Source organism: Lysinibacillus sp. RS11, assembly GCF_042019215.1.
Classification (GTDB): domain Bacteria; phylum Bacillota; class Bacilli; order Bacillales_A; family Planococcaceae; genus Lysinibacillus; species Lysinibacillus xylanilyticus_A.
Genome location: NZ_CP168124.1, coordinates 1892525 through 1913175, shown reverse-complemented (window position 1 = coordinate 1913175; position 20651 = coordinate 1892525). Strand labels below are relative to the sequence as shown.

18 protein-coding genes and 2 pseudogenes are annotated in these 20651 nt (G+C 35.3%); 7 read left to right on the top strand and 13 right to left on the bottom strand.

What is annotated here, in order from left to right:
* Nucleotides 1–33: 33 nt before the first annotated feature.
* Both AB9L17_RS09560 and AB9L17_RS09555 read left to right on the top strand, forming a co-directional pair.
* Nucleotides 34–1595, top strand: a protein-coding gene (locus AB9L17_RS09560; RefSeq protein ID WP_375199824.1) for an IS3 family transposase whose coding sequence is annotated in 2 segments (ribosomal slippage) — nt 34–691 and nt 691–1595 — 1563 coding nt in all. Because the reading frame shifts where the segments join, the coding sequence is not laid out codon by codon here.
* Nucleotides 1596–2013: 418 nt separating this feature from the next.
* Nucleotides 2014–2442, top strand: coding sequence for a helix-turn-helix transcriptional regulator (locus AB9L17_RS09555; protein WP_375200481.1), 429 nt, complete (start codon nt 2014–2016; stop codon nt 2440–2442).
* Here AB9L17_RS09555 and AB9L17_RS09550 read toward each other — a convergent pair.
* The 6 genes and pseudogenes from AB9L17_RS09550 to AB9L17_RS09525 all read right to left on the bottom strand — a co-directional run bounded on the left by AB9L17_RS09550 (nt 2379) and on the right by AB9L17_RS09525 (nt 6858).
* Nucleotides 2379–3626: an MFS transporter gene (locus AB9L17_RS09550; protein ID WP_375200480.1), complete on the bottom strand. Its 1248-nt coding sequence runs from the start codon at nt 3624–3626 to the stop codon at nt 2379–2381. The two genes, AB9L17_RS09555 and AB9L17_RS09550, sit on opposite strands and share 64 nt — an antisense overlap.
* A 389-nt stretch (nt 3627–4015) precedes the next feature.
* Complete coding sequence (locus AB9L17_RS09545; RefSeq protein ID WP_375200479.1) at nt 4016–4504, bottom strand: magnesium transporter; 489 nt, start codon at nt 4502–4504, stop codon at nt 4016–4018.
* 201 nt (nt 4505–4705) lie between these two features.
* Nucleotides 4706–4915: a helix-turn-helix transcriptional regulator gene (locus AB9L17_RS09540; RefSeq protein ID WP_375200478.1), complete on the bottom strand. Its 210-nt coding sequence runs from the start codon at nt 4913–4915 to the stop codon at nt 4706–4708.
* Between the two features lie 2 nt (nt 4916–4917).
* Nucleotides 4918–5283, bottom strand: a complete 366-nt coding sequence (locus tag AB9L17_RS09535) for a DUF3796 domain-containing protein (RefSeq protein WP_223555766.1) — start codon at nt 5281–5283, stop codon at nt 4918–4920.
* Between the two features lie 670 nt (nt 5284–5953).
* Nucleotides 5954–6256 (bottom strand): annotated as a pseudogene (locus AB9L17_RS09530) (IS1595 family transposase); the annotation flags it as partial.
* A gap of 134 nt (nt 6257–6390) precedes the next feature.
* Entirely contained in the window at nt 6391–6858 is a 468-nt protein-coding gene (locus tag AB9L17_RS09525) for a hypothetical protein (RefSeq protein WP_375200477.1), read from the bottom strand.
* 436 nt (nt 6859–7294) lie between these two features.
* Between AB9L17_RS09525 and AB9L17_RS09520 the strand changes: the two genes are divergently transcribed.
* Entirely contained in the window at nt 7295–8314 is a 1020-nt protein-coding gene (locus AB9L17_RS09520; protein ID WP_223555773.1) for an ETX/MTX2 family pore-forming toxin, read from the top strand.
* A 370-nt stretch (nt 8315–8684) separates the two neighbouring features.
* Here the strand turns inward: AB9L17_RS09520 and AB9L17_RS09515 are convergent.
* Nucleotides 8685–10075, bottom strand: a pseudogene (locus AB9L17_RS09515) (PLP-dependent aminotransferase family protein).
* 215 nt (nt 10076–10290) lie between these two features.
* Here AB9L17_RS09515 and AB9L17_RS09510 point away from each other — a divergent pair.
* Entirely contained in the window at nt 10291–11397 is a 1107-nt protein-coding gene (locus AB9L17_RS09510) for an MFS transporter (RefSeq protein ID WP_375200476.1), read from the top strand.
* Between the two features lie 341 nt (nt 11398–11738).
* Here the strand turns inward: AB9L17_RS09510 and AB9L17_RS09505 are convergent, their stop codons facing one another.
* The 4 genes from AB9L17_RS09505 to AB9L17_RS09490 all read right to left on the bottom strand — a co-directional run bounded on the left by AB9L17_RS09505 (nt 11739) and on the right by AB9L17_RS09490 (nt 16719).
* Entirely contained in the window at nt 11739–12284 is a 546-nt protein-coding gene (locus tag AB9L17_RS09505) for a GNAT family N-acetyltransferase (RefSeq protein WP_375200475.1), read from the bottom strand.
* 16 nt (nt 12285–12300) lie between these two features.
* Entirely contained in the window at nt 12301–12834 is a 534-nt protein-coding gene (locus AB9L17_RS09500; protein WP_068985588.1) for a cysteine hydrolase family protein, read from the bottom strand.
* A 692-nt stretch (nt 12835–13526) separates the two neighbouring features.
* Nucleotides 13527–14459, bottom strand: coding sequence for a stalk domain-containing protein (locus AB9L17_RS09495; RefSeq protein ID WP_375200474.1), 933 nt, complete (start codon nt 14457–14459; stop codon nt 13527–13529).
* A gap of 487 nt (nt 14460–14946) precedes the next feature.
* Nucleotides 14947–16719 (bottom strand): glycerophosphoryl diester phosphodiesterase membrane domain-containing protein, encoded by a 1773-nt coding sequence (locus AB9L17_RS09490; RefSeq protein ID WP_375200473.1) that lies wholly within the window; start codon nt 16717–16719, stop codon nt 14947–14949.
* Between the two features lie 245 nt (nt 16720–16964).
* Here AB9L17_RS09490 and AB9L17_RS09485 point away from each other — a divergent pair, with 245 nt between their 5' ends.
* Nucleotides 16965–17183, top strand: a complete 219-nt coding sequence (locus AB9L17_RS09485) for a hypothetical protein (protein WP_223554869.1) — start codon at nt 16965–16967, stop codon at nt 17181–17183.
* Between the two features lie 67 nt (nt 17184–17250).
* On the opposite strand, the gene AB9L17_RS09480 is transcribed toward AB9L17_RS09485, so the two are convergent.
* Nucleotides 17251–18825 (bottom strand): amidohydrolase, encoded by a 1575-nt coding sequence (locus AB9L17_RS09480; protein ID WP_375200472.1) that lies wholly within the window; start codon nt 18823–18825, stop codon nt 17251–17253.
* A gap of 121 nt (nt 18826–18946) precedes the next feature.
* Complete coding sequence (locus AB9L17_RS09475; RefSeq protein ID WP_068985591.1) at nt 18947–19528, bottom strand: biotin transporter BioY; 582 nt, start codon at nt 19526–19528, stop codon at nt 18947–18949.
* A gap of 286 nt (nt 19529–19814) precedes the next feature.
* Here AB9L17_RS09475 and AB9L17_RS09470 point away from each other — a divergent pair, with 286 nt between their 5' ends.
* Nucleotides 19815–19946 (top strand): hypothetical protein, encoded by a 132-nt coding sequence (locus tag AB9L17_RS09470; RefSeq protein ID WP_375200471.1) that lies wholly within the window; start codon nt 19815–19817, stop codon nt 19944–19946.
* A gap of 469 nt (nt 19947–20415) precedes the next feature.
* Nucleotides 20416–20625, top strand: a complete 210-nt coding sequence (locus AB9L17_RS09465; protein WP_068985592.1) for a hypothetical protein — start codon at nt 20416–20418, stop codon at nt 20623–20625.
* Nucleotides 20626–20651: the final 26 nt, after the last annotated feature.

Genomic DNA, 20651 nt, shown 5'->3' with positions numbered 1-20651 from the left:
ATAAAAATCTGTTTATCTAGGGGGCATTTTTTTATGGCTCGAAGTAACCACTCAAAAGATGAAAAATTAGCGGTTCTAAGACTTCTTCACAAAGGACAAAAGACAATTTCAGAATTAGCTACTATATTTCAGGTTTCTTATAAAACCATTGAAGAATGGAACTACAAATATGAAATAGATGGAGAAATTGGCCTTGAAGAGTCCACTTCTTGGAATTCTTACTCGAAAGAGCTAAAGTTAGCAGCTGTACAAGACTATTTATCTGGACAATATTCTTTAAAAGAAGTTACAAGAAAATACAAGATTTCTGACAAATCCGTTTTGAGAAATTGGATTCAAAAGTATAATAGTCATAGAGAATTAAAGGATACCGGTAAAGGAATGACAAACTCTATGACTAATAAAAGAACAACGACGTTAGAAGAAAGAATACAGATTGTAAATTACTGTCTAGAACATCAGAAAAACTATCAGCTCGCTGCAGAAACCTATGAAGTGTCTTATCAACAGGTGTATCAATGGGTCAAAAAATTCGAAGTAAATGGTGAAGAGGCTCTGCAGGATAAACGTGGTCGCAAGAAAGAAGAACAGGAATTAACAGCTGAAGAAAAATTTAAGCTAGAAATGAAACGTTTAGAACGTGAAAATGAACGATTACGCGCAGAAAATGCCTTTTTAAAAAAGTTGGAAGAACTCGAAAGGAGGAATCGTTAACAAGCGTTCGTTTACAAAATAAATATAGAGCGATTCAAGAGTTACATGCGAAAGAAAATCTGCCAGTAATCCTTTTATGTGATATTGCCGGTTTATCTCGTGCTGCCTATTATAAATGGCTACAACGTACACCAACAGATAGAGAGCTAGAGAATAAAGCGATTCTTCAGGATATCCAAGCTATTTTTCGACAAGTCGAAGGAATTTATGGATATCGAAGAATGACTTTAAATATCAATCGTAAATACAATAAAAAGTTCAATCACAAACGTATTTATCGATTAATGCAAATCAGTGGTTTACAATCCGTGATTCGCCGAAAAAGAAAGCGATATGTTTCTTCACCTGCACAACATGTCGCTGAAAATCGATTAAATCGTGAATTTACTGCAAGCAAACCCAACGAAAAATGGGTAACAGATGTGACGGAGTTCAAATTAGGAAATGGAAAGAAAGCTTATTTAAGCGCTATTCTAGATCTTTACGATGGCTCTATTATCAGTTATGTATTGGGGCATTCAAATAATAATGAATTGGTATTTAAGACGTTTGATTTAGCAATGCTTACTTTAAAAGATGGAGAACAACCGTTACTTCATAGTGATCGTGGCTATCAGTACACATCACATGGATTTAAAAGAAGAATAGATGGAGCAGAGATGATTCATAGCATGTCCCGTGTAGGCAAATGTATAGATAACGGACCAATGGAATCATTTTGGGGAACATTGAAATGTGAAAAGTATTATTTACATAAGTACCAAACATTTGAAGCGTTACAACAAGCGATTGAGGATTATATCCAGTTTTACAATAACGATAGATACCAAGAACGATTAAACGGCTTAAGCCCATTAGAATATAGGGCTAAAGCCGCTTAAAAGCTTTTTATTATTTCCACTGTCTACTTGACAGGGAGCAGTTCAAAACAGTAATGGAGTTTTCTTATTAAAAAAAGATTTCAGCCAAGAGAGCAACTGGCGTTCAGATGATTGCTATAAATTTATTTACTCTTTAATAGGAACTATAGATTACCAAACCAACAGAAGTCAGATTACTCTTAATAATCAACAATTTATTTTATTTAACCCCCAAGATGAACATAAACAATTAGCAATAGATGACAGTAAATTTTTAATTGAATTAAACCCTACTTTTCTTAGTGAAGTTTCTCAAGCTCTATATCCTGTTCACAATGATATTCAGTTTGCTACAAGTATCCAGAAAAACTCTCAGATATCAAATTGGGTTAAGTTCGTATTAGATTTCGCAAAACTTGAAAAAGATGACACAAGATCCATGGAAATATTTTTGGAACACAGTTTCACTCAATTGGCTTTAATATTACTGAAAAGTGCTGTAGGAACCCATACACAGGATATAAATATAAAAACATATAAAACAATAGATCCACAAATTTACAAAACAATACTAGCTTTAAAAGAAGATTATCAGCATTCTTGGAACTTGGATGAAATGGCAAGAGTAGCGAGATTAAGTAAATTCCAATTTGCCCATTACTTTAAAGACATCTTAGGGATTTCCCCTTACTCTTGGTTACAAACTTACCGAGTTGTCAGGAGTCAGGAAATGCTTAAAAAAACTAATAAAACTATATTAAAAATTTCAATGGACTGTGGTTTTTCATCTGTTACTGTTTACAATCAATTATTTAAGCGACTATATGGAATTACTCCTGGTACTTTTCGAGAGATGGTTAATAAGTAAACGACTGAACATATAACCATCATAATTCCACATATTATAAATAAGATTCTTGTAGACATGAATGAAGAGATGAATCCGAATACACCAAGAGAAATAGCATTTGATAAATATAAAAGAAATGCATTAAAACTAAAGCCCCTGCCTAGTTTTTCTTTGGGAAGATATTTTTGTAACAAATATACTCTTGATAAGCCAGATATAGGTAAGCCTATTGCTGCAACTAATATCCCTATAAAATACAATGGGATGGTATACGCAAATCCTAAAAGGAGAATGCCTATACCCCAAATCAATGAACCAAACAAATAAATTTTCACACTTAACTTTTTCCAAATTAATGGGATAAGTAGGTTAACTGCAATAACGGCAGCACCATACCATCCTAAAAGTAAGCTATATAATTCCTCTCCATTTGGGGTTGTTTCCTTTAGTTGCAATAATAAACCGACTTGCCATACCCAGGTATTGAAAAACACAATGATTACTGTAACTATAAATAGGGTTCGAATTGTCGTTTGTTTTTTCACCCAAATTGAAAAATCCCTTATTGAGATAAATATATCACTTATTTTTCTTTGGTTTGAACTTTCACTTGTTATATTTTTTTCTGTAAATTGAATTTTATAAATAAGAATCGCACTTATAAGGTATGTTAGTGCATCGAAAGTAAAAAAATGTATAACGTTAATTGTATTCATTAAACCTATACTAACAATAGGTCCTAATACAGTAATACCCCTTGTAACTGTGTCAAGCAAACTGTTAACAGAAGATCTTTCCTCTTCCTTTGTAATAATGGGTAATATAGCCCTATGAGCAGGATTAAAAAAACAGCCTAGGCACTGAATAAGAAAACTCACTACTATTAAATGCCAATAGTTCAGCAACTCAAATTGGTGAAATAGCACTAGTGATAATGTTAGAGGTACTCTTAAAAGGTCAATTATTAGTAATATCCTTTTTTTATCTAGCCAATCAGCAATTACTCCCCCTATTAACCCAAATAAAAGATAAGGGACTACTTGTGAAATTGCAACACCAGTTGTATATATATTTGATTCTGTCATCTGATAAGCTAAAAATAGGAATGCTAACCCAGATATAACATTCCCCAAACTAGACGTCCCAGCTCCTAATAAGTAAAGTAATACATTTCTATTGCTTTTTATAACTTTTAAATACACATTAAATCACCTCTTATTGAGTGTACTTTTTATTTGAGGTGATTTCTTTACACATATTGCTAGCTATTCTTGCAAGATTATGATGTATATTACTAGTGTTTTAATTTTCATGTAGTTTAAGGGTAATGTTTCAAGAAACTTTCATATAACGAATGGTTTCTGGTTACCCTTTTATAGGTCTTTCAAAATAAATTCATAGTATGACCCTACATACCGAACAAATTTGTTCAATTAAACTGCACCGTTAGCCATTCATGTAGCGCAATAAACAGCACTTCATCACAGAAAATGAAAGATGATTAATTTCTTTCATGGGAGTTGAATAAGGAAAGAAACGCTTATTCCACAATCGCTCTGCCCCGTTAGTTCAATAAGAATTATTTATATTTTTATCTTTCTAATACTATGCAATATTGTTCGTTATATTTTTCATGGTTCCTATTGTACATTTGTACCAGATGATTTAGAGATAATTCTTCATAGTAACATCTAATATACTTTATATTTATTTCATTATCGTCATGACCAATCCATACTCTCCATAGTTCTAATATCTGTCCTTCTCTAATATTTACTTTTAGGTACTCCAGTAATTGCTTTGCCTTCAATTCCGAATAGATAAAATTCACTTCATAAATGAATGGATAACTTGTATATCCACTTACATCATAGTAAGCGTCCTTTTTAATGACCAATTCATTTAAATCTCCTTCATTTTCAACAAATAATATTCGGGCATTAGGGCCCATCTTCTCCCAAGGTACCAACTCATGTGGTTTTATTTCTAATTCAATAGCTTCCTTAACAGTAATATACTTCGCTTTTGTTTCTACTTCTGGCATTTCATAATTTGTTGCTATAAATGAACAAAAACTCATTTAACCACCTCTTAAATTTAATCTTTATTAAATTATCCTGCCCCGTTTAATTAGAAAAAAAGAGCTGCATATGCAACTCAATGTTTTCAAGTAAAGCAGCCGTAAAAAAATTAGATTTAACTAAACATACGATTGCACCGATGAACCAAATCAAACCAATCAATAATCTGAATGTTGTCCGGTTCACTCTTTTCATCTCCATTATTTTTCAAAGTCAAAATGGAACAAGTCGTCAATTGAAGCGTCCAATTCTCTTGCGATTCGAACAGCTAATTCCAAAGAGGGATTATATTTTGCGTTCTCCAAACGCATAATCGTTTCTCTACGAACACCCACACGCTGCGCAAGTTCTTCTTGGGTAAAATCTTTTAAAAGACGATATTTTTTTATCTGAGTTGTAAAAGTTGTCATAATTATTCACCCATATCATATTTGTAAGTCAAATACGCCCACAAATTCGTTCCCAAAGCGAAGGTCAGAGCTAAAATGATCAATTCAGCTCGATATAAAAACGCATAATCGTGAGAAAGAAAACTTAATACCAAGCTGCTTAGAAATCCAAAACAGAAAGCAATGCGAAAAGCCATTGTCCCTGCAATATTGCGATTTTCGATTAAACGTTCATCTTCCCCTGCGCCTAATTTATGCCACCAGTAATATTGAAACCCTCCAAAAAAGGCAAAAAATAAATACATAGCAGGGGACCCATTAGTCCCTGAAAACCCCAAAAATCCTAACAGCCCGATGAGCCAACTCTTGTTAGTCAATGTTTGTTTCATTAGTTATACCCCTCCTAAGTGATATATTTATCTCTCTATGCGATAAATATATCACATTTACAAATAATTGTAAATGAAAAGACAGCCCCAGCGGACTGTCTTAAATAAAGGCTCTGTTAAATTTAATTGTTGATTTTAAAATAATTAATTAGAGGAACCTCAACAAATTGAGTTCCACTAATTATTTTGCTGCCATAGATTATGCTCATATCAAGTTTAACCTTTAGTTTTCTACTCGAATAAAGCATTTTTCATATATTTCAATCGCTTCAATTTGTAAATCATTTAAATTAATTTTCAACTCAACTTCGCGTTCTTCATTTTCTTCTCCGTCCCAACAGATGTAAATTTCACAAATATCACCTTTTGGAAGTAATTCTTTTAGTGAGTGACATAAATTGAGAAAAGTTTTTTGGGATTTTTTATAGTTATGTGGCGAATTAGCCTTGTTATAGTCCGTCAATTCCCAAATAGGATTTGCAAATTGTAAAATCTCATAGATATAAGGCGTCGTGAAATGCTTTTGTTTAACTATGTTACGATGTTCTTCATCGGGGCAAACATAATCAAGTTCAATTTCTTTTTCTACATCATCTTCACCTAGGTTTATTGGAAAATTAAATCCAATATAGGTTATCATACTCATTTCTTCAAACTCCTTAACGTAGGCTACCTTTGAAACCGTTGCTTTTGTTCGGTCTCTAGCGACTAGAACGCATACTTGTTCCTTGCTAATCCCTCTTAGTGAAAGATTTGCCGCCTCGCTTACGCGGTTTACGCTCACTAATGTCACGTTGCCCTTTTTGAGAATACAAAAAATAGGTCTCATCAACTTCAACGATACCATCAAATTGTTCAAAATCTATTTGTTTAAGAGCCGATAACAGTTTATGTCTCCAATAGAATAATTTAACCCAAGTAACGCCTCTGCTGATTTACGCAAGGAATATCCTTTAAACATACATTCAACAAACTTTTTAGTATAGCTCGTGCATATTAAACTTTTAACAGAAAATTATTGACAAACTATTAGCTGGTTTAGTTCAATAAAGAAAAAAATAGCTGCATATGCAACTCATTGTTCTTCAAGTAAAGCACTCCGTTAGTTCAACAGTATTTTTTCTTTATTATTTCTATTGAAGCTTCATCAATACCAGTAATATTGGATATTGATTTTAATTCAATTCCCTCTTTTAATGCTTTTCGTACAGTCGTTATGTTTTGTTTTATTTCAGATATATTATTATTTATACAAAAATGGTCAACAACTAAATAATCATCTGAAACTTCCCCATCCAAGTTGAATTCCAAGGAGTATGTCCCAATGTCTGTATTAAAGTAAAAAAAATACACAGTAAAGAACACAAATGCTTCAGCCCTGAAGAAGCTATATTTTAATTCAATGGATTTTTCTTCAACTCTAATAAATTCTTCGTATAACTTTCCGTTAAACGTGTCTAAATAGTCATATTTATCTTCCTCACGCCATTTCTTAAAACTTTCCCAAAATCCCTTAATTGTTCGATTTTTTGCATCGTGTTTTCGTTCCCATTCAAGTAAGGTTTTAGCGTTCAAATCAACCACCTCTTTTTATTATCAAGTATATACGATCCTCTGCACGTCTTCTTTGGTTAGTAACAAAACGTCTCCACTTGTTGGAGAAACGCCCCCACTCTAATTTCTTGCCATAGAATACTTTACCTATAAAATATTAACAATGTATTGCCTTATTTTATATATGTAATTTTTTCCTCTCATACAGATAGGGAAGGGTTTGAAGTTATCGCTCCCTGTTCACACCGTACATGAGACCTCTGAGCTGGAGCAATGTGGCGGCACTCTTTTATTATATTTTTGTAATACTTTTGTAATACTTATGAAAGGATTTCGAAAGATATATAAACTAATATGAACTTATCAACACCTTAAGTAGAATTCACTTTATTTTATAAAATAATAGTAAATTCGATTGTTATACAAATTTTATACTATCAAAAAAGGAGCTAGTAATATGCTAAAAAACAACAAGAAGACTAAACAAATTTTATCACTTGCTATGATTGGAGTTATTGGTACTTCATTTGCATTCGCATCCCCAAATTCAGCGAGTGCAGCAAGTACACCTCAAGTTAACCCTATAGCAGCAGGACAAGAAAACCCTTATATAGAAAATTGGGATGAGCCCTTCAAAAAGATGTTTAACATGCTTCAAAATAATGTTGAACAGTATAAGAATTATAAAAATCCACAGTTTGTTCTTAATAAGGTAGTTAAAACATCTGTAGAAGAAGATGGTTCTCCTATTACTAACGCAAAAACTTTATTCGTAGGGAAGACAGTTTTCAGGAATAGTACGGATCGTGATCAAACTTTCACTACAAATGAATTCTCAAAGACAATTGAACATTCTGTTTCTAGTTCCACTACTCATGGATTTAACTTAGGAGTAACTGCTAGTGCATCGTTTGGTATTCCTGTTATTGGAGAGACAAGTGTTGAAATATCTACTGAATATAATTTCTCAAATACAAATGAAACTACAAAGACTGAAAGTTATACTTATACCGCTAGCCCACAAAATATCGTAGTTCCTGCACATTCAGCTGTTGAGGTTTCTGTAATTTTAAATACCGTTAAAATAGACGGAAATGTAGACCTTACCTCTACTATAACAGGAACAGTTAATTATGAAGATGGTTCTCGAAAGCGCAATAATAATCTTCAGAATTTATGGTATGACGCTTTTAGATATAGCAATACCGAGACTAGTGCTTTTAATGTAAAGCCTGTCTATGAATATTCAGATGGTTTGTATGATAAAGTTACTTTAAAAGGAAAAGGTAAATACTCAGCTGAATATGGAACACAGTTCTCTGTATCTGTAAAACCTATTGTAGAGCAACCTAGAGCACTTGCTGTTCAATCTGACGGTACGGTTGCTGAAAATGGCAAATCTACTGACGAAGATTACACTACTACTAACGAAGGTTACACTTATACAGTTGAACCAGAAGTTAAACAAGGACAATAAAAATAGAAAAAAGCTCTCTCCTAATAAAAAAGTGAAAGTTCCTTCGATTTTATCGAAGAAACTTTCACTTTTTATGTATAAGGGGTCACTATGATACCCCATAGCCGTCAAGCTAAAATTTTAAAGTATCCCCTAAACGGAAATTTTGTGCTAGCTTGTAACAAAAAGCTCATTTTTTTGGTTTGGGGTAATTCTGAATTCTTAAGTTGATGGGCATGGGGTCCTACCTCCTTTGAGATTGCTCCGGCTGCCCTCTCAAGTAAGACAAATATAAATAACCAACCAATCTTTGTAGAAATTCAATTGTTCAATAGTCGTAACAAACTTAAAATCTTAACTTGATAGCGATGTGGTGCTACCTCTAATACGATTACAACCAAATTTTTGCTAGTTGAGATACTCCTTTTATTATCTTTTCTTCACATAAATTACCCAACCCAAGTTGAATATGTGGATATTGTGGTATATCTTTCGAGAAATATTTTGAGCAAGGATAAACTGCAATTCCGTGTTCATATGCCCTTTCAATTAGCATTTTTTCACTCATTTTTGTTTTAACTTCAATAATAACGAAAATTCCGGAACTACCACCTTTTATTTCAACATAATTCTTAAAGTGTTTTAGTAATTCCCTATTCAATAGATTCATTTTACGTTTATACAAAGCTTTCATCTTCCTTAAGTGTGAGTACCAATATCCTTTATTCATAAAGGTTGCCAGTGTTCTCTGATGTATAGATGAGGATGTTTGCTCAAACAAAGGGAGTATCTTTTTATATTCACTTAATAGCCTCCTAGGTAAAACCATATAACTGACACGGATAGAAGGTAGCAATGCTTTTGAAAATGTCCCTAAATAAACCACCCTATCATTAGAATCTAAACTTTGAAGAGACGGTATAGGCTGATGGATGTATCGAAATTCACTATCGTAATCATCCTCAATAATATAACCTTCCACCCTTTTTGCCCATTGAATTAACTTTAATCTTTCATTGACGGGGATTGTTACTCCGTATGGAAAGTGGTGAGTAGGAGTGACATATAAAAGTCTAGAAGGCGACTTTAAAAGGCGATCGACTTGAATGCCTTGTTCTGTTACTGGGATTGGATCAATGATAAATGACTGAAGAGCAAATAGTTCCCTTGCCACATTATATCCAGGGTCTTCTACTGCCAGATAATGATAGTCTTGCTTTAGCAACAACGACAAAAGTAATAACAAGTGTTGTGTGCTACTGCCAATAATAATCTGGTCAGCATAAGTATGAACCCCTCTTGATTGAAACAAGTAATCTGCTAGTACCTTTCTTAATTGAATATCGCCTTGTTTTTCTCCGTATGAAAACATGCTAGAGTCTTGAACGATTTTGTTTGTAAGCATTCTCCATTTTTTTAAAGGGAAATTCTCTTGATCCACTGTCCCAATCTTAAAGTCAATAGTTTTTATGTCAGTTTGATTTTTTTCATGATGCTGTTCTCTAGTGGGTTCATATGTAAGCGTCTCATCCGATATAGTTGCCTCTACAAAAACCCCTTTTTGTTCTCACTTCGAATATATCCTTCCGATTGCAATTGTTCATAGGCTACCTGAGTTGTATTTCTGCTAACCTCTAATTGGAGAGCAAGTTGTCTAATCGATGGTAACTTTGTATTCCTTTCTAATTTACCAGATAAAATCTGTGTTCGTATGTATTGATAAACTTGTTGGTACATAGGCGTGTTACTTTCTCTATTGATATTAAATAGTAGTTCATTCATCTTTGAAATACCTCATCTGTCATTTATGTTTATTGTAAACTGTACCTTTTAGAAATGTCAGTATATATGAATAATGAATTTAGAAAAAATTTTGATCTGGGAGGTGGAAATATTGGATAAACCCCGATTATGGACAAGGGATTTTATCAGTATTGCCATTACTAATTTTCTCGTGTTTACAGCATTTTTTTATTTATTGGTTACACTACCGATATATGGCTTTAAAAGAATTGCATGGTGCCGAATCTGAAGCCGGACTTATTACTACAGTTTTTTTGATTGCATCCATCCTAACACGCCTATTTGCAGGTAAATGGATCGAAAAGGTAGGAAAGTATACCGCTTTTATAAGTTCCCTCATTGTTCTTTTCGTAGCTTCAATTTTGTATTTTATTCCAGAATCTCTAATTGGCTTACTAATTCTTCGCTTTTTTCATGGAATTGGTTTTGGAATGGCCACAACGTCCACTGGAGCAATTGTGGCCGATCTCATCCCGGAATCCCGTAAAGGAGAAGGTATGGGGTACTATGGACTAACGCTAAATCTTGCCATGGCTATTGGTCCCTTTTTGGGTTTGACTGTTATGCAACAAACAGAGGCAAATGTAATGTTTATCATAAATGTATTTTGTGCCCTCTTTGCACTTGTTGCAGGATTATTTGTAAAATTACCTAAGGTAGCTTTTATGCCAGAACGGGTAATGGAACGAAAAAGAAGTATGAAAATTGGGGATTTTTCAGAAATTTCTGCCATTCCTGTATCATTGGTCTCCGCTTTCTTTGGACTGATCTACTCTGGGATTATCTCTTTTGTATCCATATATGCTAAAGAGCAAAGTTTAGTGGAAGCTGCTGGTTATTTTTTTGTTGTGTACGCAGTGGTCCTTTTAATTTCCCGACCGTTTACTGGAAAATGGTATGATTTATTAGGGGCAAATATTATAATTTATCCTGCTATTGTATGCTTTGGAGTCGGTACATTCTTATTGAGTATATCGAATACGTCCTTGTTATTTCTTACATCAGCAGCCCTTATAGGATTGGGGTGGGGAACCATGTTTCCTAGTTTTCAAACCATTGCCATTCAAGTAGCACCTCCTAAAAAGAGGGCATTGGCTACGGCCACATTCCTTTCTATATATGATTTTGGGTTCGGCATTGGCTCATTTATCTTTGGTATTGCCGCAGCTAAAATTGATCATGGATCATTATATTTTTATTGTTCTTTCCTTATAATAATCGGAATTGGTGTTTATTATTTACTGCATGGTAGAACACCTTCACATTCAATTGTGAAAGAGTTAAAGAAAGAGATTACTTAGGATATTTTTGGCCCAAACGCAAAAATTCGTGAATATATTGCATTTGTTGTTATGCAGAAAAAAACTATATAAAAAAATATGATTATTTTCACTATATTGCCGAGTATTTAGAAGTTTAAGAAATAGGCTTTAATGTACAACTAATTGATATGATCTCCTTTTAAATTACTGCAACATTAGATTGATATAATTGTTGTAGCAATTAGGATCATCTGGGGTAAAAAAAGAGGATAGATAGAGCGAATTCATTTTAGCTCTTCTATCCTTTAAATTTATATATATAATGTGTGACATTTTTAACAATACCTATTTGCTTAGCTGAAGCTGGATTTATTTTAAAATTATGCCTTAATTCTTCCCATGACAATCGTATGATAATAGTTGCCATCTGAAAGGACTTTATCATTTTTTAAGACGCCTTCAACTTCAAAGCCAAGCTTTTTATAGAGTAAAATCGCTTTATCATTTGTCTCTATAACATGCAAGGCCATTTTTTTAATGTCATTAGCGTCAGCCCATTCTACCGATGTTTTTAAGAAGTTTTTACCTATCCCATAACGCCAAAACTCCTTTAATACACCTACACCGAAATCTACTTTATGAGCAAATCTTTTTAATGGCGATCCCTCACATCTAGAAAATCCGACGATACGATTATCGACCACTGCTACTAAACACAAATTCCTAGGACTTTCTGTGTCAACTTTAATGATCTGCTCGAAACCTTTTGTATCGATAACAGCTTCCCCTTGTTCTCTATCGAAGTTTTCCGTTTCACCATCAAGCTGTAATCTTATTGCAGATAATGCTTCTGCATCTTCTATTTTGGCGGATCTAATTGTATAATGGAGTTCATTTACATAAAATTCTTGGCTGTCTATTAGCATTGTGAAACCCTTTCTACTACTTATTTATAAAAAACGTACTCGGCTGAATGTTCACGAATCGATTGTTCCAAACGGACTCGTGGTGCTTTATAATTTGCTGGGCATTTAATACGGTACTATCTAGTGTGGTATGCGCCCCTTCAACTAAAATGTTTTGATGGTATCCACGACTATAGGCATTTCGGATGGTCGTATCAAGACAAAATTCTGTTTGAGCTCCTGCAAAAATAAGCTGCTCAATTTTTTGTTCTTGTAAATATTGCGCCAATTCCGTTTGATAAAATGCATCCCACGTTGTTTTTTGTATGACTTTATCCTCTGGTTTTCGTAAAAGCCCGTGATATAGATCCCAGCCGGGCTTGCCAAACGCAAAATCGTCGTCTTCATTAGAATCCGTATGCTGGATAAAAATGATTGGGACTTCGCTATGTCGTGCCGAAGTTATTAACGTATTAATATTTTCTACCACTTTTTCATCATCAAATAAGTAGTTTTGGTCATCCAAAAAGAAGGCTTCTTGCATATCTATAATAATTAATGCCTGCTTCATCTCATTCTCCTTCAAGAATCTGACTTTAATTATCTTATTGTACAGAAATTTATTTTCCATTTAAAGAGAATTTCGAGAAATGAGGAAGGTTCCCTTTTTACCTAGGCGCTTTCAGCATGACGTCTGATGAAAAGTTAAGACTGCTCCTAAAACATTTTGGTTATGAGTGTTTTTTCCATTCTTTAAGTTCTTCAAAAAAGTAGTAAAATTTAAAAACCATAAAACTCCTAATAAAGGTACGACAAGCCAAAGTAAAAATAACATAAATTATTCCTCTCCTTTCCATTTACTAAATCTTATTCAACAAAACTGTTCGTTCGTGAAAAAGCGGTAACTCTATTGAACAATCAATTGAAGAACTATCCAATATTTCTTCCTACGCCCCAACCTAAATCAATGACATTTCAGTTGTCTTTATTATTAAATAAAGACGATACTCCCCCTGCAAAAAGGCACTCACTGGCATAACTCTTCGTTTATGGCTTCAATCATCTTGACGATAAATGCTGCTGGGCATAATAAATGCTACCATCCTATTTTCATACTTAAAACATCGTTTCTCTACCCAAAGCTTTACCTAACAATTTTAAAATAATGACTAATCATACTTAAATACATATAAAACCACACATTTCAATCGAATCACAATAAAACCCCTTCATAGATAATGCTATGAAGGGGTAAACAACATTTTATTTCATTAATTCCTCAACAAATTCAACTGGTACATATGTTTTCGTTGGTTCTAATAAAGCTGGCGCTACTTTAAAGTGACGAATTGCTTTATTATAGCCGTATTCTTTTTGACCACGTGTAATTGTGTAAGATACTGCATCTTTAGAGATAATTGCGCCTTTTCCTGTTGATTCTACTTTATAGCCCAACTCTTCGGCAATTGATCGTAGTGGTACCATTTTTGTACCTTCAACTTCATAAAAGTCATTGTTAATGATTTCTTGTATAGCCGATTCAGATGGATCCACCTCACCCGACTCTTCCGCAATCGTATCTAAAACGACTACTTTTGAAGGCGGTGTTTGTGCTGGGATGCTCATAGTTGCGATTGTATAGAACACTAGTAAATGTTGTTCTGCTAGATCTTCAGCCTTTACTTCTTTGCCAGATAGGCTAAGTAATTCAGTTTCTTCACCAACATTTAGTTTTAACGTGTTATCCGTATTCACTAATTCTTTATTAAATAAGTCTACTTCAACAGTTCCCATTTCTTTTGTTTCGACAATGATTACTTCTGGGTTATATTGTGGTGGATAAATCGCAAGCATTGGTTTATTTGCATATGTATATGCTGTTACTTTATCACCTTTTTGTAGTTTTACTTCTTTACCCGTATTATCGAATACACGTGTATCGTCATTTACGACTAAAACATTTGTATCTTCGCCCTCTTTAACAGTATAATACGTTGCATTTTTACTATTTTCAACATTGTCAACTGTTCCAGCTACTTTAATAAAAACCGGCTCAACCTGAGGATTTTGCTCCTTATTATCAGTAGTATTTGTAACACCTGCATTTCCTTCGTTTGCTGATGCGGATGGAGCTACTATAGCACCTCCAATTAATAATGCTGTCATAGCAAATGGTACAACTTTCTTCATTTTCATAATAAAGCATCTCCCTCATTTTACAAATTCATAGTAGTAGTCGGTTATAAATGAAAAAGGTTACAACATTACCAACATTTTTTATAGTGACTCAAAAAAACCGTGATTCTTTTTATGATGAAGAATCACGGCTTTTTTACTTTTGCTGTTTGGACGGGTGTTTTGTTCGGTTCGTGGGGATTCGCTTCCGTGGTATTTTCTTGCTTTCGCGGGTATTTACCTTGCTTCCGCGGATATTCTACTCCTTCGCGCGGATATTCCACTCCTTTGCGCGGGGATTCACCTCGCTTTCGCGGAAATTCTCCTCCTTCGCGCGGGTATTTACCTCGCTTCCGCGGATATTCTACCCCTTCGCGCGGGTATTTACCTCGCTTCCGCGGATATTCCACTCCTTCGCGCGGGTATTTACCTTGCTTCCGCGGATATTCTCCTGATCCGCACCGATATTCACTTTTTCCGTGGATTGCTCCGATTAAAAGCGTCTTTTTTAAAATATAGATTGAAGCCTATTTAAAACACGTTGTAAAAAATATTGATGCTCACTTTGCTTTGTTCGGATATCCAATGCAACATCTGGAAGATCGGTAATGACTCCGTTGACATTTTTCTCGATAAATTCTTGTAATGAATGATCTTTATTCAATGTCCATACAAACAAATCCATCTTTTGTTGCTTCAGCTCTGCGATTAGCTGATCTGTTATCCAAGATTCCTCAAGTGAAATAAAATCTACAGTTTCTACCATAGGTCCGATATTTAATGCATACACAATACCCACACGTAAGTTGGGTGCCAATTTTTTTAGTTGTGCCATCATTTGTAGATCTGATGACTGCACATAGTGTGTATCGAGTACCTTATAAACTTTTAGCTTTTCTACTAACTTTGGCAATACATCTTCCGTTTCTTTACCATGCACTTTCAATTCAATCAGCAAAGCAACGTCTAGAGCCTTTGCTACTTCAATAAAATCATCTAAAGATGAAATTTTATCGTGAAAGCCATTCGCATGGATTGTCAGCGTCTTTAATTCACCAAGCGTCATATTGGCTATGACACCATTTTTACCTGTCAATCTTCTTAATGTTCGATCGTGGAAGACAACGAATTCTCCATCTGCTGTTTGCTGAATATCAATCTCGATTAAGTCTGCCCCAGCACTCGCGGCACTTACAAGACCACTAATCGTATTTTCCACATTACCTGTCGTATAACCCCGATGAGCAATAATTTTTGTATCTGGTGCATAGACACTTTTCTCAAGTGAAATAGTGTTCATGACACTTAATACGATGAATACAATCAAAATAATGATGGATAATGGCTTATAGCGCCTTTTTTTAAACTTCGGTGTAAACCTAAACTTACTTAAAATAAGTGTATTATAAGTAATAGCTACCATTACTTGTGAAAATGTTGCTTGCAGTAAACTAAATAGCACTACGAAAACCATTTCTAAAAAAGCGAGCGTCATCCCCGCTGTAGCAAGTGCTGCACTCGGCATAAAACGCTCCAACAAATATAATGGCAACGTGCTTATCACTGTAATTCCTAGCATTACGAGTAAATGACCCACTAAAAGCACGGCTAATACTATAAGGAGTAAAACTAGACTACGTCTTGAAAAACGCCAACTTTGTATCAAGGATCGAAGGATCGATATCTTTGGTTGGATTGTAAAAATCGGCAAGGTCAAAAAACTACGAATACCTACTATTAGTAAGACACTTACAACAGCAGCATAGAGTAACCTGCCAGAGCGACTGTTCATTATTCCATCTGTTAAAAAATGTGGAAGTGAAATTGTTTGAGATATTGTTTGCGGTAGGATCCATGAAACTAATGGGAGTAAAAGAGCTACATAGACAACTAAAAAAATAACTTGCACACTAAAAAAAGAAAGGACCTTACGATTGAGCTGCTGCCATATGTGTAAAAATCGATAACGATTACCTTTTTGTTGGTGAAAGGCCATTAAAAAAAGAAAGCCCATTTCATAATAAGTACATAACAAAATGACCATGATCAAAAGAATAATCATCGAGATCACAAAAGGATGCGCCATAAAGCTTTGAATATTTTGCTCAGTAATATGTGTATAGCCTGTTATTTGTAGCATTACCTTAAATACGATCGTTGTCACCGGCATTATTAATAAAAACTGAAATAACCTAATCAGTGCGAAAACCTGTATATAATCAATGCGATACTTATAAATATTGTAGATGGCTTGTCGCATTACTTGTCCGGCTTTATGCATTCATTCACCCCAGTCCGTAGCTGTCGCACTTCAACTTCAGCATGTTTACGCTTTTTATAAGATATGATAATCTGCTTATTTTAAATTACCTTTATCTATAGAAATACAATTTGTCCCATATAATATGCGAGGATGATGAATAAGATTTATGTATTTATGGTGGCTCCAAACATTTTTTTGAAACTTTTTTGCATGTAACTCAGTAGATAATATAATTGACACTATTTGAAGGGGGAGAAACCATTATGAGACAAATAATCTATAACTTCGGAGATATCATTAGTACAACCGTACTTTTTGTTATTTTCCTCTCCATTTTTTTCGTGATGATTAATATGATTAAAAAAATGAAGTCTACAGCTCCCTTACCTCCTCAGCAAACAATTCAGCAAAAAGTTGAAGATTTAACATTACAAGTTAAAAGACTAGAGCAACAAGTGAAAGATTTATCAGAAAGAGGCTAGTGGGAAAAGCCTTTAAAGTCTATCCCTTTCTTTTTGGTCTAACATCACAAAAAAATCGCTGTAAAGTTTATTCTTTACAGCGATTTTTATAAACGATACGGCCATCAACAACCGTATATGTGACTTTAACTTGTGGAATGTTTTCGATATTTATTGAAAAAAGATCTTCTTCTAGTACTGTAAAGTCTGCTGTATAGCCCTTTTCAATCTTACCTCGAACATGATCTTGAGCTATTATTTGTGCAGCTCCTACTGTATAAAGCTTTACTGCCTCAAAGCGTGAAATTTTCTCCTGTGGGTTGTAGCCATCATGCGTCTCTCCAAAATTTCTCCTTGTCACTGCAGCATAGATACCGTACAAGGGATTAGGCACTTCAATCGGGGCATCACTGCCACCTGCAACAACTAGCCCACGATCAAGCAGCGATTTTAACGGATGCAAGCCTTGTGCTCGTTCCTCCCCTAGTCTAGCTAGTTCTGCTGCATATTCTCCCTGTACAAACTGCGGTTGCATATCCACTGCAACCGGTAATGAAGCAAGTTTTTCTAAGAGATCTTCATCAACCAAACTACAATGAATAACCCGATCTACTTGACCCTCTCGAGGCGGATAGGTGGCAAATACTTTTAATATCGTTTCAATGGCTAAGTCTCCAATGGCATGCACTGCTACTGTTTGTCCATACTGACGAGCAAGTTGAACATATTCCTGTAATTGTTCTGTTGAATGTACAAGCATACCGCAATTGTCTAACTCATCACAATAAGGTTGACGTAATGCAGCAGTACGTCCTCCAAAGGCACCATCGATAAAGATCTTCATTGCACCAAATTCCAAATATGGAGAAGCTGTTTCCTGCATCTGAGCAATTTCTTCAAATACTGTATGATGTTGCAATAAATGAACTTTAAATGATTGCTGTGCCTCGACGATTTTTCGAAAAGCTTTTATTGGTTGAATCGGTGGCCCATAATAGCTTAAATCTTCAGAATGACCACCAACTAAGCCGTATGATTGCAGTGATACTACTGACTTCTCGAGAGCATCTTCAATATATTCAGGCGTAATATGGGGCATATGGTTAACAATCATATACAAAGCAGCATCCTTTAATACACCTGTTAGCTGTCCATTCACCTTATCGATCACGCCCCCCTCTGGTGAAGGGGTATCATTTGTAATGCCTGCAAATGCTAATGCCTTAGAATTTGCTAAGATTAAATGGTGACAACTCCGCTTAATTATGAGATGCGCTTCACTCAGAACGTCAAGCTCCGCCAATGTTGGGAACATAGGAGCTTCAAATTGTGTCTCATTAAGCCCTATTGCGATGACCCATTGATCAGCGCGAACGTCTGCCATCCGTTCACGAATAATTGCAAGTAGCTCGTCCTTACTTCTAACGTTTGATACATCAATATGCTTTAATTTTTCCCCGTAGCCAATAATATGTAAATGACTATCAACAAAGCCTGGGTACATCACATTCCCTTGCAAATCTTGAATAGAAGTAGCATGTGGCGACAGGCTATCTACTGAGCCTGTCGCCACAATTTTTCCATCTTCTACAAGGACTGCTTCAACTGTTTCGCCAACTTGCGCCATCGTGTAAATTGTTCCACCTGTCCATAACGTTGCCAAAACAATTCTCCTCCTATGCAATCACTTCTAATCAATTGTGCCTCGGCATAATTGCGTCCTGAATCGGCTTTGTGCTAGCACAAAGAACTCCTTTCCGATTCCGTGACATCCGCCGGAGGCTTTAATTTCTTTCAGCAGGTGTTTGTAACCCGCTGAAAGAAATTAAATGAGCACTTTCTAAACGTCGACGAACAATTACGCCAACCCATGCTGCTAGAACAGCTTTCAGAATACCGACAACGATAAATGGTGCTACACCACCCATAAATGCTGCAGTCCAACTTAAGTCTGCTGCAACTTTTAACCAAGCCGTTCCAAATGCTAATGTCACAACCATCCCAATCAGGTTCGCAATAATAGCGTGGAAGATTGTAATGCCAAATTTATCTAAGTATAAGCCCATAATAACTGCCGTAACGAGGAAGCCTACAATATAGCCACCTGTTGGCCCAACCAAAATTGCAAATCCTCCTGACATACCACTAAATACTGGAAGACCTACTGCGCCAAGTAAAATATATATCAGTACTGAAAACGTACCAAGTCTTGTCCCTAAAATTGTTACGATTAAGCCTACTGCTAATGTTTGCCCTGTAATCGGTACAGGTGAAAAAGGTAATGGAATGCTTACTTGTGCTAACACGGCGATAATCGCTGCACCAAATGCCGCCAACACATAATTATATGTACTGCTCTTTTTCAACCTAAATTCCCTCCCTTTGTGCGTTAACTCTAAATGTAAATAAGTTAACACAACGATAAAGCAAATGAAAACTGTTGTCAATCTATTTCGAAAAATTGCTATAAAAAAAGAAATTACTATAGTGAACTAGCAATTTCTTTTCATAAAATCCATTACCAAAATGGTGTATTCATAGGATCGTCCGCTTTTAATACCATAACGTGTGGTTGATTTCCGTTCCGACTGGGCGCTTTGTTGTTGCTGTCGCTTCGCTTTCGCACAGAGCAGAGCTTCCTGGGGGCGTCCGATGAGCCGCTTGGGCCTACACGATGTAGGTCACGAAGGCGTTATCACAGGACGTGATGTTGTTAGCCTTCGTTCCTCTATTTGCTCGCTCCAGGGTCTCGGGCCAACAGATGTTTTTTGCGCGAAAGCGTAGTGCTAACGTAGCGGCAGCAGCACCGATGTTGGTCACGAAGGCGTTATCACAGGACGTGATGCTCTTAGCCTTCGTTCCCCTATCGCTGATCCCCAAGGAGTCGCCCAGCCTCCACTCCAATCAACTTATATACATGGCATACGTTTTAACAATTGTCATCCACAACTATTGGTGATGTGCCAGATAACCCCCTTATTTGTTTGGTTGATATACATATTGAATGTACGATTCGTTAACAATCTTCAATTAGTGTTCGTGTTTAAATAATAATTAGTCCTTTTTAGATTGAAAGTTGTTCGGAAAAAGAACCGTATCCAGAATACGAAGAATGGTTGCCTCAGTCTCCAACGTGAGCAAGCGCCAAAAATTGAACCATTATGTTTTCATTTCTAGAAAAAAATGGGTTGTTATATTTTGGGTAATATGATAATCTACAGAAGTATTTTTTCCATTATTAAGGAGGTTAATTATGAAAAATCTTGGTATCTTATTTTTAGTTTTGGGGTTAGGGGCATTCATACTACCGCTATTCGGACTACAATTCAAATTATTCACCGTTTTTGGTAAGATTTTTGGCGGAGGCGAAACCTATGCCGAAATTGCGCTTGCATGTATCGGCGCCGTTCTAATAGGCGTTCATTTATTTAAAGCAAAGAAGGACAAGTCGTCCGCAGCGTAAGAAAACATGGTTTGGGAGGAAGCTAT

What these genes read in the sequence shown, in the direction of transcription:
- AB9L17_RS09555 (WP_375200481.1), top strand. Translation starts at nt 2,014, where the DNA reads ATGGAAATATTTTTGGAACACAGTTTCACTCAATTGGCTTTAATATTA.
- AB9L17_RS09545 (WP_375200479.1), bottom strand. Translation starts at nt 4,504, where the DNA reads ATGAGTTTTTGTTCATTTATAGCAACAAATTATGAAATGCCAGAAGTA.
- AB9L17_RS09540 (WP_375200478.1), bottom strand. Translation starts at nt 4,915, where the DNA reads ATGACAACTTTTACAACTCAGATAAAAAAATATCGTCTTTTAAAAGAT.
- AB9L17_RS09535 (WP_223555766.1), bottom strand. Translation starts at nt 5,283, where the DNA reads ATGAAACAAACATTGACTAACAAGAGTTGGCTCATCGGGCTGTTAGGA.
- AB9L17_RS09520 (WP_223555773.1), top strand. Translation starts at nt 7,295, where the DNA reads ATGCTAAAAAACAACAAGAAGACTAAACAAATTTTATCACTTGCTATG.
- AB9L17_RS09510 (WP_375200476.1), top strand. Translation starts at nt 10,291, where the DNA reads ATGGCTTTAAAAGAATTGCATGGTGCCGAATCTGAAGCCGGACTTATT.
- AB9L17_RS09505 (WP_375200475.1), bottom strand. Translation starts at nt 12,284, where the DNA reads ATGCTAATAGACAGCCAAGAATTTTATGTAAATGAACTCCATTATACA.
- AB9L17_RS09500 (WP_068985588.1), bottom strand. Translation starts at nt 12,834, where the DNA reads ATGAAGCAGGCATTAATTATTATAGATATGCAAGAAGCCTTCTTTTTG.
- AB9L17_RS09495 (WP_375200474.1), bottom strand. Translation starts at nt 14,459, where the DNA reads ATGAAAATGAAGAAAGTTGTACCATTTGCTATGACAGCATTATTAATT.
- AB9L17_RS09490 (WP_375200473.1), bottom strand. Translation starts at nt 16,719, where the DNA reads ATGCATAAAGCCGGACAAGTAATGCGACAAGCCATCTACAATATTTAT.
- AB9L17_RS09485 (WP_223554869.1), top strand. Translation starts at nt 16,965, where the DNA reads ATGAGACAAATAATCTATAACTTCGGAGATATCATTAGTACAACCGTA.
- AB9L17_RS09470 (WP_375200471.1), top strand. Translation starts at nt 19,815, where the DNA reads ATGAGCCGCTTGGGCCTACACGATGTAGGTCACGAAGGCGTTATCACA.
- AB9L17_RS09465 (WP_068985592.1), top strand. Translation starts at nt 20,416, where the DNA reads ATGAAAAATCTTGGTATCTTATTTTTAGTTTTGGGGTTAGGGGCATTC.